The organism is Roseofilum sp. SBFL, from assembly GCF_017746885.1.
Classification (GTDB): Bacteria; Cyanobacteriota; Cyanobacteriia; order Cyanobacteriales; family Desertifilaceae; genus Roseofilum.
Map to the genome: position 1 here is coordinate 17,342 of NZ_JAGHZH010000058.1, position 15,545 is coordinate 32,886.

The window sequence follows — 15,545 nt, forward strand, 5'->3', positions numbered from 1 at the left end:
CCATATCCCTCTTTGGTCAACACCTCAAGGGGTAAAAAGAGGGGTTGAGGCAGCCATCAGGCGATCAATATAGGGGTAATTCAGGTGGAAGTCATAGCTTGGCAAGCTATTGATTCTGCAAACTCTTGAGAGATGCAAAGCTTTTATCAGAGCTAGACAATGCTTCCCTGCGATCGCCATGACAACTATTCCAACAGACTTGATATTATCTGAACGTCGGTTTACGCGAAACCAACCAGTACGTATTCATCTCTCCTTTCCCTTTAACCCGAATTTTGCCCCGTTTCTCTAAAAGATATTGCTCTTTTAAGACTTCATAAACCACTTCAGTCACTTGGATTTTACCCGGTTCTCCAGACGACTCCATACGGGAAGCTACATTTACCGTATCTCCCCATAAATCATAGATAAATTTCTTCTTCCCAATCACTCCTGCAATCACTGAACCTGTATGCATCCCAATGCGGATTTGGAAATTATCCCCCATGGGCGTGTAAAATTGACCCATATATGTTTGCATGGATAAGGCCATCCTAGCCATGACATCCAGGTGATTAGGCATGGGATCGGGTAATCCTCCTGCTACCATATAGGCATCACCAATGGTTTTAATTTTTTCGAGTCCATAGGTTTCCGTCAGTTGGTCAAAAGTGGAAAAGACTTGATTGAGCATATCCACCAATTGAATGGGTTGAACTTGAGCGGCTAAAGGTGTAAATCCGACAATGTCAGCAAATAAAATCGTCACTGATTCAAAATCTTCCGCTAAAGAGCTTTGATCTTGTTTTAACCGATCGGCGATCGCCTCTGGTAAAATATTCAGGAGTAGCTTTTCTGACCGCTCTTTTTCCTGTCTTAGGGCTTCTTCTGCTTGCTTGCGCTTCGTCACATCTCGAAATCCCCACACCCGTCCCATAATTTGATCGCCAACTTTCTGAGGACGACTAAACTGCTCAAACACTCGACCATCCTTAAACGGAATAATGCCCGTACCTTCGGCTTTTGGATTCTCAACCATTTCTTGTTGACGTTTTAGGAATGCCACCGGATCTTCCACTTGCTGCGCCAAAAAATTGCGTTGTTCTTGCACATTTTGAGAGGCTAAAACTTCCGGGGGAATTTTCCACATTTTGATAAATTGATTATTATAAGCAATAATTCTATTCGACTGATCGACAGCTATCACGCCATCCGCAATGGATTCCAAGACTGCTTTCTGCAAGGCTAGAGCATTTTCTAAGGCGACTTGAGCTTCTTTTTGGGGAGTTATATCTCGAACAACCCAGATCACAGATCGATCGGAAACTGGAGAAACATTCGCCGCAAACCAGCGTTGCTTTCCTCGAAGAACCATCTGATATTCCACTCTATGGGTTTTTCCCGTTTCCAGAACTTTAGAAATTTTATCTAAGTGCCAGTTGACCAAGTCTGGCTCCATAAACTCCCGAATATTTTGATTGAGCAAAACCTCCCTACTATGCATCAAAAAATCATCACTGCCGGAAATTATTTTTTCATAATCTCCCTGGCGATTAAAGACTAAAATCAGTTCAGTCATCGCTTCAAATAAGCCTCTCAGCTCGGCTTCGGCGGTAGTTAATGATACGGTTCTTTCTTCAACACGCTGTTCTAATTCCTTATTACTTTGGTCTAGAATAGAGAAGGTTTTAATTAGCTCTTCAGCCATGGTATGAAAAGAAAGAGCGAGTTGTCCCAATTCATCAGAGCGATCGGGTAATTCTGGAGAGTCCCAATTACCAGCAGCGAGAGCTTGGGCGGAACGATTTAAGGTAAAAATGGGATAGGTGACCCAGCGAGCCGTTAAGATCCCAATAATAACAGCTACCAGTAAAGCGATCGCACATAAAAAAATTGTATTTTTGGTATTGTCGTGAATCTGGCCCATGAAATCAGATTCTGGCACAACGACTACAATCAGCCAATCTAAGCCATAGGCATCTTTAAGGGGGGAAACTTGTAGAAATTTGGGATTATTTTCTCGATCGAATTCGAGCTTCTGAGGTCGATCGATGTTGTAAAGATTTCCAAATTCCTCTTCCAAAAAAAGTGCGGTATTTTTTATGATTGTATCCTCACTTTCCTTGGCTCTAATTTGTTCTTTAGATTGGGAGACGAAAAGGACTTGCTCTGGATTGGACGAAGCGACCAATTCTCCATTGCGCTCCATGATAAAAATTTGTCCCGATTGACCAATGTTCAAGTCTTGCAGGAATTGACTAATAGTAGATAAGGATAAATCAACGCCTAAAACGCCTTGAAAGTCACCTTGGTTATCATAAACCGGCTGACTAGCTGTTAACCCTAAACTTTGGGTCGATATAAACAGATAAATATCACTCCAAACTGGTTTTTGAGCCTGTTGTGCAGCTTTAAACCAAGGACGCTCTCTAGCATCATAAGTTGTGGTCTCTAAAAGCTCTTTCCGATCGCCTTTACTATCGACGGAATATTTATAATAATTCCCGCTAACCAAGTTTTCAGTTACGCGGATCATCGACTGACCATTGTCTCCCTGTCCTGAAAAAATTAGACCTCCTCTAGGATTGCCAAAATAGATAAAAGTGACGGAATCAAAGACTTGAGTTTGTTGCCAAAATTGCTGTTCCAGGAGTTTTGGAAAATTGAGATCGAGAATGTTTAAACGAATCGCTTCGGCATTGGTTTGATTGATGAGATGGGGTAACTCAAGATGGACGCGCAAATGACTATCGACGCGATCGCCAATTTCCGTCATTAATCGATCGGCTAAATCTTGTACCGCTTCCTGTCCAGTGCGATAGGATAGATAACCGACTAATCCGACTGTGGCGCAGATTTGCACGACAAAAGGAACGACTAAAACCAGGCGTAAGGGAAGGCGTTTGAGATATTGAGACGTTGCTTGCCAAACCATTTAGAGGATTGGGGAGAAGTAGAGAAAGAGAAACAAAGCCACAAGGTTGACAGATGGATCAATCTTGTCCTTAAAGTTAGCACATCCATTCAACTGGATCATCACAAATGGCCCTTCAAGGGTAAAATAGGTCGGTTGTACTTCTGCTACACAAGCTGTGATTGAGCGTTATACTCTGCCCGAAATGGGCAAAATTTGGACGGATGACTTTAAGCTAAAGACTTGGTTACAAGTTGAAATTGCGGTCTGCGAAGCGCAAGCTGAACTGGGTTATATTCCAGCCCAGGCTGTAGAAGAGATCAAAGCGAAAGCTAAATTCGATCTCAACAGAGTGTTGGAAATAGAAGCCGAAGTCCGTCATGATGTGATTGCCTTTTTGACCAATGTCAATGAGTATGTAGGGGATGCTGGGCGCTATATCCATTTGGGATTAACCAGTTCAGATGTCTTGGATACGGCTTTGGCCCTGCAAATGGTGGCTAGTTTGGATTTGATCCAACATCAGGTGGAGGAACTGGTGCAAGCGATTCGCTATCAAGCCGGCCAACATCGAGATACGGTAATGGTGGGGCGATCGCATGGAATTCATGCCGAACCCATGACATTTGGTTTTAAGTTAGCGGGATGGTTAGCGGAAGTTTTGCGTCACCGCGATCGCCTTTGTCGCCTCCAGTCCCAAATTGCCGTTGGTAAAATTTCTGGCGCAGTGGGAACTTATGCCAATATTGACCCCAAAGTAGAAGAGTTAGCGTGTCAACAGTTGGGATTACAACCTGATTGTGCCTCAACTCAAGTCATTTCCCGCGATCGCCATGCAGAATATCTGCAAACCCTAGCCCTGCTTACCGCCTCCATTGAACGGTTTGCCGTCGAAATTCGCAACCTCCAGCGCACCGATGTTCTCGAAGTAGAAGAATACTTTGCCAAAGGGCAAAAAGGGTCTTCTGCCATGCCCCATAAACGCAACCCCATTCGCTCAGAACGGCTCACCGGTTTAGCCAGAATTATCCGAGGTCATGCGATCGCCAGCTTAGAAAATGTAGCCCTATGGCACGAGCGCGATATTTCCCACAGTTCCGTAGAGCGGGTCATTCTACCAGATGCTTGTATTTTGACTCACTTTATGATGCGTGAAATCATCAACCTGGTGAAAGGTCTCTTAGTCTACCCCGAAAACATGAAGCGTAACATGAACGTTTATGGCGGGGTGATCTTCTCCCAACGAGTCCTCTTAGCCCTCATAGAAAAAGGTTTACAGCGCGAAGAAGCCTATAAAATTGTCCAAGAGAGTGCCCACCAAGCCTGGAATAATCCAGAGGGAGACTTTCGGACTCTGATTAGTCAACATCCCCAGGTGACTCAATCCCTCTCTCCAGAAGAGATTAACGCCTGCTTCGATCCCCATCAGCATCTGAGAAACCTGGATCAAGTCTATCAACGACTGAGTATCTGAGCATATTCCTGAAGGGGAGTGATTTCCACCGAGAAGGAATACTCTAACTCAGAATCATGGGAGACCACTTCGATCGTGTAGTCTGCCGATTCCATCGGCTGTACGATCCACTCTGGAAAACCCTCCTCAGAGGTCTCCCAGGATTGAGTCAAAAGCTCCCCACGAGGATTGACCACTCTGGGGATTGTCCCTTCTAAGTTTTTCAGATTTAAAGTTTTTCCCGGTGGCAGATGGACAACATAGCGGTGGACTCCTACTCCAACCATACGGTCTTTAATGCGTACTGAAGATTGATGTGACCCTAGGTTTACCCGCTCTACTTTTTCATTACAACTACTATCAACATCTGACCGGTGTACCCAGCCTTTGGTGGGATCAATAATTTCAAACCATTGGTCAGTGGCATTCATAATACTGAGCCATCTTCCGGTTTCTAATTCTCCCACGATCGCCCCATCTTTTCTTGGACTAGATAGCACATATAACGGAGATTTATTCGTAGACAATTGGGCCATGCTAATCACACAGTATTCCAAGTCTCGAACTTGAGTTTCCTTAGAGGGATTTAACGCTACCTCACTCCAGTTTTCATGTAAATGGGGAGGAAGGAGCGACCCCGTTTGAGGATTGGTGTTCGTAGCCACCCAATTCGCTGTTGGTTTAGACTCTACTGAACTACTTATATTGCTTGAAGTTGTATAACTGGAAGCTCGATCTTCTTCTTGGGGTTGATCTTGGGCAATTGTTTTTGTGTCGCTGGCAGACCATGCCCACTGCTCCCACTGGAGTAAGCCCACTATGACTAGGACAGTAGTCAGACTTATACCCGTTATTTGAATAGCTCTCCAAAAAATGTGCATTATATCTCCTTACAATTGGTCAAGACTTATGCCATAACAGGTTTAAGTCCTACAGACTCTAGCTAAATTGGGTTCCATTGCTGACACCATAACCGATCTTTTCAAAAACTGCAAACCCTATCCTGGCAACGATCCCCGTTTTTTTTTAAGGTCTTTCCGTAGTTTTTTTCGCGAGAAACGTTGGCAATAATACTATTTCTTTCTGGATCAAAAAAGGGTTCGATCTTCAAACCCTAGCTTCAGCTTATTTTAAGAATTTTGGTTCTAGGTATAGAAATAACTAGCATCAGGTTCATGGATTAACCGGTTGGTCTTCCATTGCCTTTTGCCTTTTGACTAGTGCTTCTATTGCTCTCTGGAAATTTTGTCATAGAGTCGCTTGAGCATCACCACCATTTCCGCCCGGGTAACCAATTGATTGGGTCGAAAGGTTCCATCTTGGTAACCACTAATCAGGTTTTCTTTGACTGCCCATTCCAAAGCGTCATAGTACCATCGACTTCTACCATCCGGAAATACATCTCTAAACATACGCTTCTTCTCCGTTGCAAACATATAGCCAGAATAATAAAACACACCATTTTCTACCAGAGGGCCAATATCGGGAACTCTGACACGATAGTTATTAAACCGTTGGACTCCATAATAATTGTCGATCATCACCCTGGCATAACTGGGATTTTTGCGGTCTTGGGTCATCCGCACTGCATGACCGTAGGTGCGATCGCTAAATGAAGTTTGATCCAAAAATCCATCGGCATTAAAATCCGCATTATATTGGGCACTCCCTCGATAACCGGTGACCACACTATAGCCTTTACCCAGAACTGAACCGAGTTGCACGCCGGTCATATCGACTCGATAAGAAACAAGGGCTTCTCGACGGTTATTCCACCATCGACGCAACAAGTCTACCGCCTGATTAATATACCATCCCTGAGTATCAGAAAACCCGTAGCGTCGAGCTTCTTGAATCAGTTGCCCAAACTCAGCCAGACTAAATCGATACCCGGTTAAATCCGAAATTGCCCCAGCAGCCGCAAATAGAGTGCAGGACATCGGATGCAGATCGAGCTGATTATATTGAATTTGGCGATCCCAAAAGGTCGAAGGAGCCACGGGAACCTCTTCCAGAACATTGCCCAGTCGCCAGTCTAAGGTACTGTAGGCTTCCTTCGCCGCATAATAGCCGTAAGGAACTGTTTGTTGTTCAGTCATGATTTGCTACTTTTGAGCCAAACCGATCTTAACCTGAGTCTGACCCAGGGCGATAATCGAACCCATCGCTGAGGCGATCGCCCATACCCTAATCTCGCTTTTGCGCCTCTTCCCCATTTTTTTCTAATCCATTAGTGCTTTTGTTTCCGAGCCGCCTTATATAAAGCCTGACGCACGATAGGAACTAACGTCTCCCAAGACAAATCGGGGCGATTTAAAACTAATCGTAATGCCTCCAAGGCCCGTTGAGCTGCTTCCAAGCGATCGTCACCGATCCAAGAAAGGGGGGTAGAATTCCTAATCGGATCGCGTTGAACCGCCATAATACCTTGGCGCACAGCAAGGGTAATTTGCTCCTGTAACTGTTGGCGAGCATATTTTAATTGCCGCTTTTGGCCTTCTTCACTGGAAGCGTACAATGCAGGTAAACGATTGAGAGCATAGGTTGCCACCTCAATTGGCTCAATGTAGGGCTGCAAATTATGAGGAACTTTCTTGAGTTGTTCTTGAACCTCTTCAGCGACTAATAATTCGATCACATTATGATAAACCTTGGGAGATGAAGAATTCCGATGGAGCATAATCTCGTTGAAGGGACGCTAATGGTTTAGACCCCGTATACGTTCAGGTGTAGTCTAGGATCTGAAATTGGGTGGATCAATTACTCTAAGTTTAAACTGCCTGTAGAGGAATAGAGCGATCGCAATATTTAAAAAACCCGGTTTTGAGTTTCCCCTAAGCTTGAAGGTGTAAATCTGTGAATATTTGCTTACGCCATTGAGCATCCAAATGGCGATCGCAGGCAATTTCCAAGACACGAATACCCCGAGCTGGTAATCGGGATACATAATACTCAAACCCATCCCAAGTTTCCACTCGATGATGCTCAATCTCGTAAGTCTGGCATAAGTGGGCAAAGTTAATCGATTGAGGCGTACCAAAGAATTCTTCAAAGGGGGGATTATATTGGGAAATCGGTAAATTCTCAAAAATTCCGCCCCCATTGTTGTTCATGACAATAATCGTTAAATGACCTTGGAAATAGCGATGCACCAGGAAGCCATTAGTATCATGCAAGAGGGCTAAATCTCCCGTGAGTAAAACGCTGGGTTGCTGATGACGGTGGGCAATTCCCAAGGCAGTAGACAGAATCCCATCAATGCCATTGGCTCCACGATTAAAATAGGGATACAGTTTTAAGGAGTTGGGAGTCCAAAACCATTCCACATCTCGCACCGGCATACTGTTAGAAATGAAAATAGGAGTCTGTTTGGGTAGAACTTGAGAAAGTAACCAAGCGGCTTTGGGTTCACATAAACGATCGATATTATCTAAGATTCGATCTAAGTGCGATCGCCCCCAATGCTCTAAGGCACACCAGCGCTCTAAATAGGGCTTGACTTCAGAGGGTTGCTCTGGCAGAAAATGGGATAATTGTTCAATAGAACAGCGCCAAAATTGAGTTTTGTTGTGCAGCGGATCGAGATTCTGATAGCTTGGATCGATAATCCACTGGCGAGGATTACATCCCTTGAGCCATGTTCTTAATGCTTTACTGGTTGGGAAATCCCCAATTTGAATCACCACATCGGGGCATAATTCTTGGGCAATTTCAGGATTGCGGAGTATCAGATCGTAGGTGGAGATAATATAGGGATTCAGATGGGCATAATTGCGAACGGGGGATAAGCCTTCTGCGAGGACAGGAAAGTTGATGATTTTGGCTAAATGGGCGATCGCTTCCACATAAGCTTCTGGTTTGTGAGGGGCAGCTACTCCTGCAATAATGATGCCACGGGAAGAGCGCAAAGTATCACACCAAGTTTTCACGGCTTCTGGCACGATTTCGATACTCGATACTGAGGGAGAATGGGCATTTAAAAACCCAAAGAAGCCATCCCGATCGAATTCGTCTTCACGAATACCTAGATCCAGTTGCACAGTAGGCGCTAAGGGTTCTCGAAAGGGAATATTAACATGGACGGGGCCAGGAATCGGACTTAAGGCACGTTCCCATCCATAGGCGATCGTTTGGCGCAGATAAGTTAAATGATCCACATTCGGTAAACATAATTCGGTTTGCCAAGTGGGATAATTTCCATAGAGCTTCACTTGATCAATGGTTTGCCCGGCATGGATTCGACGCAATTCCGGAGGGCGATCTGTGGTGAACAACAGTAGAGGAACTCGACTTTCCGAAGCTTCAATCACGGCTGGATAAAAATTAGCCGCTGCTGTCCCCGAAGTACAGACTAAAGCAGTCGGTAATCCTGATTTTTTCCCCTGTCCCAAGGCAAAGAATGCTGCCGAACGCTCATCTAATATGGGTATTGCTTCGATCCCAGTTTGAGCAGCAAACGCAACGGTTAAGGGAGTTGAACGAGATCCCGGACAAATGATTACCGTAGTTAAGCCCAAACGCTCTAAGGTTTCCACCAAAATCGAAGCAGCGAGCATATTGAGGTTACGGAAATCAATCGGCATGGTTGAGAATCAACAAGAGTTAAATCTTCGTTATCATACCCTGCGATCGTGAAAGGCGTGCAAGTTACTTACAGCATAATGTGTTTGCTCAGGGACACCAGGGACTCCGCCGATGAGTTATTACACACTCTTTAAAGGATGACTACTTTTAATGTCCACCTGTCGGGTTCTTCGCATCCTGCGTCCCTCTCCACCCACTGCATGGCAGTGTTACTGTTCCTCTCGTACTGAAGTATGTAAGCTGTAAGAGTCAGGGCACGCCTTAACATTCTATTTTAGCTCTATTTTCAGTAGATATGTGCTAAAACTCTTAAAATCTCAGAGCATAATGTTTTCACTTCATTATGAATAAGGGAAGTTCTAAGGCAACTTTAACCAATTTAACGGAAGGGAATTGGTTGGTCTATCATCTCTTAACTGAACTCTGGAACTGTCGCAGCATCGGGGAGCGCGACGGTTTTTCCTAACAGCAACTCCAAGATGAAACAATTATACCTCTTTCCCGTAGGCTTGCCACGCTAAGTCCACTAGCCCATTCATAATTGCTGAAGCAACTACCGCGCTCCCTTTACGTCCCTCAATACGAATATGGGGAACTTGGGAATCGTTTAAGCGGCCCTTCGTAACATCTGCTTCCACAAAACCTGCTGGTGCGCCCACAATTAAAGCCGGTTTAATCACTTCTGTTTCCACTAATTCTACTAAGGCAGCCAGAGCTGTGTGGGATTGACCAATCACAAATATCCCTTCTGGGTATCGTCTCGCTAAGGTTTCCACGCCCCAAGCTACTTGGGTTTTTTCCTTTTGGGGACGGGTAAGGGTCTCCATGCTGCAATAGACTGGATTGGCAAAAGTCTCCTGAATTAATTTGGCAATGCCCACTTGTACCATGGGAACATCAACCACAATCGTAGTGCGGGCAGCTAAAGCCGCTGCCCCAGATTGAAGAGATTGGTCAGAAAAGCGAATGAGGGACTTGTACTCAAAATCGGCAGTGGAGTAGATCACTCGACGGACAATTTCGTATTCTGCTGGTGAAAAAGGGTGAGAACCCACTTCACGGTCAATGATTCCCAAACTGAGAGCGTCTGTGATATGCCATTCCATATTCGAGTAGCAAGCCAAGATTTAGGTGAGCTAGTGAGTATTCAGAGGGGTAGGGTAGAGTGTACCCTGGACTGACCACTGAATGCTTACGGTATTAGCTTACCAGTTTGGGCAACTCTGGTTTAGGTTTCTGAGATTTCGGATTGGTTAAAGCTGGGAGAGAGGTAGGCAACTAAGGCTCCTAGGGCAAAGCCAATGATGTTGCGAACCAGGGGTAACCATTCACTGGTGCGAGAAACAACCGGACCAATACCGAAGGCAATAAATAGAATGCCCCACAGGGGAGAAAAGATTAGGGCCCATTGCCAGGCAAAGATTTGCCCATTTTGGCGAGGAATGGCAGCAAAGCCGAAGATTGTGCCACCGACGAGAGAGGTGATCAGGGTGAGAATCCATTGTTCTCTGGGCAGTCCGGGGACAACGTTGCATCCGCCTTGAATGAGGCAGGTTTTAATGGATTCCAGGGATTGAATGATGGATTGGTCGGAGCCGTTGTCGCGGACAAAGAATTGGTTACCGTAGCGAGTTTGGAGTTCGATCCAGAAGGTGCGGGGTAGCAGGCTATAGACATCATCACCAACGCTGAAGTTGAGGATGTTTCCTCCTCTGGCATCGGCGATCAGCAGAACGCTTTTATCGTTGAGTCCCCAGAAGTCTTTGACGGCGCGGCCGGGGGTCTGATCGAATTGGGTTAAGACTCTCAGTTTCCAGCCGGTTTGTTGTTCAAATTGGGTGAGGTCGTCAGCTAGGTTACTTTCTTGGGTGTCGGTGAGGTTGCGTCCTAGGTCAATGATGGGTGTGGGTGTGTCGGGTAGGAGTTCTGGGTTGTTGTAGGCGTGGGCGGCTGGAGCGATCGCCCAAACCAAAAGCGCTAGAATTCCAGCTAAACAGGTTTGCCAATATGTTTTTTTATGTGTTTTTTTCATCCTTAACCCCTCGTGCAATGGTCAGTTGTGGGAATAGCCGAACGTTTTGTGAGATTATCTTAACAAATCTTTACATTTTTGACTAGATTTTGATCATAGAAAGCAGTGAGGAGTGAGGAGACCAGAAGATAGGGAGAGGGGAATAATGATTAATTGTTAATTGTCTTTGTCTGTGGGGATGAGGGGAGAGACCGATCGCTGGGGAAGTTTGCGTCGAGTGCTTCCATAGCGTTGATTGTCAGTTACAGGCAGAGAGGGGCGATCTGAGTTGACGATCGCATCTGCTTTACTAGAGCTTTTAGGTTGTTGAAATCGTTTCCAAGCCACCCTTAGGCCAGTGAACACACTTTTGGTGGTTACTTGTACCCCTTTAGCTTGTTCGCGAGCGGTTTCTATACTCTGGTCAAGCTGTTTCGCGACTTGTGAAGCTCTTTGAACGCCCTGGGACACATCATCCGTCAGGTCACTAATTTCTATCCCGGTTAAGCGGATGGATTCTAAGGTTGGTGGGAGTTCCCGGCTCAGGGTATCAAACAATTTTTCCGCAGAACGGGCGGCTCTAGCTAATTCTTTAACCGTGGGAACTAGCACAACCAACACGGCGGTTAAGCTAACCGCAACCAAAAGAATAGATAATCCTAACCAAAATAGGGGGTCGATCACGAATAGGGAATAGGGAATGGGGAATAGGGAATGCCAGAAAATTGGGTGTTACCCTTGGCGGTTGTTATACAACAACTTAAATCAATCTCAACCTATTGTAAATCCAGGGAATTATTATAAGTTGAGCCTTCTGAAGAATTAAACTCCTCAGTGAAAGACTGATCTGTATCGGGATCTACACTCTGTTCTTCACTGTGCAAAGGACGAGAAGCCATTGAGGGATTTTCTTGCTCGTGCAAACTCGCTTCGACTCCAGCGGCGATCGCCTCTCGCACTCGAGAGAGAGTATCCTCCCAGGTATCTTTAGTCGATGCGCCTAGGCGATCGGCTTGAAATTGAACGCTTGTAGAGATATCTTCCGCTAAATCAGGTAATGCCGCGACCGACTTTTTCAAAATCTTCCGAGTCTGTTGTCCGCTACGGGGAGCCATTAAAATTCCCGTCACAACTCCCACTGCTGTTCCCAACAACAAACCCCCAATAAACTGTCCTGATTGATTTTTAGACATATCCTTGCCAGTATCCTCATCAGACTATACCGCTTTCCACGAGCCATTAATGTACATAACTTGGGATGCAAGCCCGAGTACGCTCATTCTTACCCCATATCTTACCGAAACTAGCGCTGATGTCTAGAGCGTCTTCGCCAAACTCCTAGAACTAAACTTAAAATGGCTAACAGTTTTTCCACCTGCGCCCATTGTTGGGCAACCAGAGCATAACGTTGTCGTACCCACCGACTTCCCTGTTGTCCTCGGATAATTTGATTGGGAGCATGAAAGAGAACGAGATCGGTACGCTTTTCTGCCATAACCAAAACATCAGCAATCCTGGCTAATCTCCTTCTTAGTCGCCCAATACGCCAAGCTAACCACAGACAAAAGGCAGAAATCAGTAAATTGAAAAAAATAACGGTAGTCACCATTTTAAGTGTCAGTTTAGATAGTTCAGATTCGCCAACTCGCTAGAGTGCTACAACTGGGAAACCCTAAAGGGCGATCGCCCCTGTAGAATGGCCATGTTAACCCTAGATCATCCCTGGATAGGGTTGTCTGTATCCCTTAACTCTACTCTTTTACCTGACACCATGAGCATTCTGTATGTCAATCCCGCAACGGGCAATGATGGCAATTCTGGTGCATCGACTGCTGCTCCATTCAAAACCATTAGTCGCGCTCTGCAAAATGTACCCTCTGGCACCACAATTCAAGTGGCTACAGGGACTTACAATACATCGAGTGGCGAAGTTTTTCCTCTAACCGTTCCTTCTGGCGTGACTATTGTTGGTAATGAAAGTAATAAAGGACAAGGAATGACGATTGAGGGTGGAGGCAGCTATATTAGCCCCACATTTGCTGGACAAAATATTACCCTGAGGCTCAATACGAATTCCCAATTACGAGGGGTGACGGTAACCAATACCCTTAGCCGTGGAACTGCTGTTTGGATTGAATCAGCCGCTCCAGTTATTGCTAATAATACCTTTACTCGCTCTAAGCGTGAAGGTGTTTTTGCCACCGGGAGCGCCAACCCTTTAATTGAGGGGAATGTATTCCAATTGAATGATGCTAATGGTATTTCCATGGCTAAAAATTCTAAGGGAGAAATTCGCAGTAATGTCTGTGACCAAACGGGTTATGGAATTGCGGTCAGTGATGATGCAGCCCCCGTAATTATTAGTAATCGCCTCAGTAATAATCGGGCGGGGATTGTAGCTTCTAATCGATCGCGTCCGGTTTTGCGGCAAAATGTGATTGAAAATAATAGTGAAGATGGTTTAACGGTAATTTCCCAATCTGTTCCTGATTTGGGTAGCGCTCAAGATCCTGGTGGTAATACCTTTCAGGAGAATGGGGGATACGATGTGCAAAATGCCACGACAACGACGTTGGTTTCTGCGGGAAATCAACTCAATCCCAATCGGGTGAAAGGGTTAATTGACTTTATTGCCAGTGAGGTGATTACACCGCCACCAACCCCAAGCCCGACCCCAACACCTACACCCACTCCGACTCCTACACCTACTCCCACACCGACCCCCGGGCCAACTCCAACTCCTACCCCAACTCCCACGCCGACTCCGACTCCCACCCCAACTCCCACACCCGTACAATTACGAGATGTAGCAGGACATTGGGCACAAGAGTTTATCGAAACGTTAGTCAGTAAAGGGGTGATTAGTGGATTCCCGGATGGTACATTCCGCCCCAATAATAATCTGACTCGAGCAGAGTATGCGGCTTTATTGGCGAAAGCATTTAATGTGCCCTTGAAACGACCGGCGATCGGGTTTTTGGATATTTCCAGTCGGTTTTGGGGGGCAGCAGCGATCGCCAAAACCTCCCAAATGGGCTTTTTATCCGGTTATCCAGATGGTACATTTCGCCCAAGTCGGAATTTAACCCGCACAGAAGCGATCGTAGCGTTAATTAGTGGCTTAGAATTAACCGGTGGCGATAGTAGCGCTTTGTTCGTTTTCCGCGATCGCACCTCTATTCCCAATTATGCGATCACCAAAGTGACCACTGCAACGGTTAAAGGGATGATTGTCAATTATCCCGATCTGGGATTACTCAATCCTCGACGAGATATCACCCGTGCAGAAATGGCGGCTATTCTCTATCAGTCTTTAGTTGCCACTGGAGATGCCGATCCCATTAATTCTCGTTATATCGTTCCCGGAACAGCCAGTCCGTCCAATAGCTCCAATGCCTTTGCCGATTTGGTCGGTCACTGGGCTGGGCCTTTTGTTACCGAGTTATTAGAGCAAGATTTAATTAGCGGATTTCAAGATGGTACATTCCGGCCCGATAGTTCCATTAATCGTGCTCAATATGCAGCTTTATTGGTGAAAGTGTTTAATCCCCAACCCAAACGCGATCGAGTCAATTTTAAGGATGTACCGGCGGATTTTTGGGCTGCTGATGCCATTCAACAGGCCTATCGAGCGGGCTTTTTATCGGGAGTTTCTGCCGATACGTTTAATCCGAGCGCTAATATTAAGCGCTCGGATGTGTTGGTTTCTCTGGTGAATGGTTTAGATTTGGGAGTTGCTGAATCAAATTTGTTGAGTATTTTTGAGGATCGGGATCAAATTCCTAGCTATGCACAAGGGGCGATCTCCAGAGCCTTACAAAAGCTATTAGTGGTCAATTACCCCAATGTCAATCGCTTGCGACCCAATGATGAAGCTACCCGCGCTGAAACTGCAGCCATGATTTATCAAGCTTTGGTTGATGCTGGACAGGTAAGCGCCATTACTTCTAGTCAGGTTGCCTCTGCTTAGGGAAAATAGGGAATAGGGAATAAACTTCTCCGTGTCTCCTCTTCCCTTTCCCTATCCCCAGCTCACTGGCCCCATGATAAATAGGTTATGGGAGTAGAAGAAGAATTCGCCTCTACTGCTGGCGGATCGATGGGTACAAGCCAGCAGAGTGCGGTGATCGCCGTTAATAAACATAAAATCGAAATTGGATGAATTTTAAGTGTAGAGTTCATAAGGTTGAGTCCCCTGGATTTGTAGATTTTTGATATCTCACTCCTCTCGTACAAACTGAAATTGACTGAAATTGATTCAGGAATTTAGATTGAATAATACCTATTTTAAACGGTAGATGTACCTCTGTCTTCCGCTATTTTACGGTTTTTAACCTTTCCTCAACTTTGTCTGTTCTTTAAATTTAGTCCCAAACTTTTTGCCAGCCTTCCCAACTTATAGCGCTTTGCGCTAGGGAATAGGGAATAGGGAATAGGGAATAGGCTTTTGGTACATAGCTTTGAGGATTCAACACTGTCCCTCATAACAGCGCAAAGCGCTGTATCCCTCTTTTGTCACTCTGCCGAAAGAGGGCTAGAATAAGAGGGAAGGTAAAGAGCTGAAGAGTAGAGTAGACGATGGATGGAGAGTTAACACTTCGGAA

The 15,545-nt window shown here is 45.5% G+C and carries 13 protein-coding genes; 3 read left to right on the top strand and 10 right to left on the bottom strand.

The window, feature by feature from the left end:
• Positions 1–205 precede the first annotated feature (205 nt).
• Positions 206–2,914: an adenylate/guanylate cyclase domain-containing protein gene (locus J7545_RS06775; protein WP_318698374.1), complete on the bottom strand. Its 2,709-nt coding sequence runs from the start codon at positions 2,912–2,914 to the stop codon at positions 206–208.
• A 157-nt stretch (positions 2,915–3,071) separates the two neighbouring features.
• Here J7545_RS06775 and purB point away from each other — a divergent pair, with 157 nt between their 5' ends.
• Positions 3,072–4,367 carry an adenylosuccinate lyase gene (gene purB, locus J7545_RS06780; RefSeq protein WP_318698373.1) on the top strand — a complete coding sequence of 432 codons (1,296 nt, stop codon included), beginning with the start codon at positions 3,072–3,074 and terminating at the stop codon, positions 4,365–4,367.
• On the opposite strand, the gene J7545_RS06785 is transcribed toward purB, so the two are convergent.
• From J7545_RS06785 to menD, 4 genes are all read right to left on the bottom strand, one after another.
• The gene (locus J7545_RS06785) at positions 4,349–5,227 is read right to left on the bottom strand and encodes a hypothetical protein (RefSeq protein ID WP_318698372.1); all 879 of its coding nucleotides are present in this window, start codon (positions 5,225–5,227) and stop codon (positions 4,349–4,351) included. The two genes, purB and J7545_RS06785, sit on opposite strands and share 19 nt — an antisense overlap.
• 345 nt (positions 5,228–5,572) lie before the next feature.
• A complete protein-coding gene (locus J7545_RS06790) occupies positions 5,573–6,445 on the bottom strand; it encodes an S-layer homology domain-containing protein (protein WP_318698371.1) in 873 nt (290 codons plus the stop codon).
• A 131-nt stretch (positions 6,446–6,576) separates the two neighbouring features.
• The gene (locus J7545_RS06795) at positions 6,577–7,026 is read right to left on the bottom strand and encodes a late competence development ComFB family protein (RefSeq protein ID WP_318698370.1); all 450 of its coding nucleotides are present in this window, start codon (positions 7,024–7,026) and stop codon (positions 6,577–6,579) included.
• A gap of 154 nt (positions 7,027–7,180) precedes the next feature.
• On the bottom strand, positions 7,181–8,929 hold the full coding sequence (menD, locus tag J7545_RS06800) for a 2-succinyl-5-enolpyruvyl-6-hydroxy-3-cyclohexene-1-carboxylic-acid synthase (RefSeq protein ID WP_318719325.1): 1,749 nt from the start codon (positions 8,927–8,929) through the stop codon (positions 7,181–7,183).
• A gap of 344 nt (positions 8,930–9,273) precedes the next feature.
• On the opposite strand from menD, the gene J7545_RS06805 reads away from it, so the two are divergent.
• Complete coding sequence (locus tag J7545_RS06805; RefSeq protein WP_318719326.1) at positions 9,274–9,396, top strand: hypothetical protein; 123 nt, start codon at positions 9,274–9,276, stop codon at positions 9,394–9,396.
• A gap of 22 nt (positions 9,397–9,418) precedes the next feature.
• On the opposite strand, the gene J7545_RS06810 is transcribed toward J7545_RS06805, so the two are convergent.
• The 5 genes from J7545_RS06810 to J7545_RS06830 form a co-directional block, all read right to left on the bottom strand.
• Positions 9,419–10,036 (bottom strand): precorrin-8X methylmutase, encoded by a 618-nt coding sequence (locus J7545_RS06810; protein WP_318719327.1) that lies wholly within the window; start codon positions 10,034–10,036, stop codon positions 9,419–9,421.
• A gap of 122 nt (positions 10,037–10,158) precedes the next feature.
• Complete coding sequence (locus tag J7545_RS06815) at positions 10,159–10,962, bottom strand: TPM domain-containing protein (protein ID WP_318698088.1); 804 nt, start codon at positions 10,960–10,962, stop codon at positions 10,159–10,161.
• Positions 10,963–11,118: 156 nt separating this feature from the next.
• Entirely contained in the window at positions 11,119–11,625 is a 507-nt protein-coding gene (locus J7545_RS06820; protein ID WP_318719328.1) for a DUF948 domain-containing protein, read from the bottom strand.
• 92 nt (positions 11,626–11,717) lie between these two features.
• A complete protein-coding gene (locus J7545_RS06825) occupies positions 11,718–12,134 on the bottom strand; it encodes a YtxH domain-containing protein (protein ID WP_318719329.1) in 417 nt (138 codons plus the stop codon).
• Between the two features lie 110 nt (positions 12,135–12,244).
• On the bottom strand, positions 12,245–12,550 hold the full coding sequence (locus J7545_RS06830) for a hypothetical protein (protein WP_318719330.1): 306 nt from the start codon (positions 12,548–12,550) through the stop codon (positions 12,245–12,247).
• Positions 12,551–12,712: 162 nt separating this feature from the next.
• Here J7545_RS06830 and J7545_RS06835 point away from each other — a divergent pair, with 162 nt between their 5' ends.
• The gene (locus J7545_RS06835; RefSeq protein WP_318719331.1) at positions 12,713–14,911 is read left to right on the top strand and encodes an S-layer homology domain-containing protein; all 2,199 of its coding nucleotides are present in this window, start codon (positions 12,713–12,715) and stop codon (positions 14,909–14,911) included.
• Positions 14,912–15,545 lie beyond the last annotated feature (634 nt).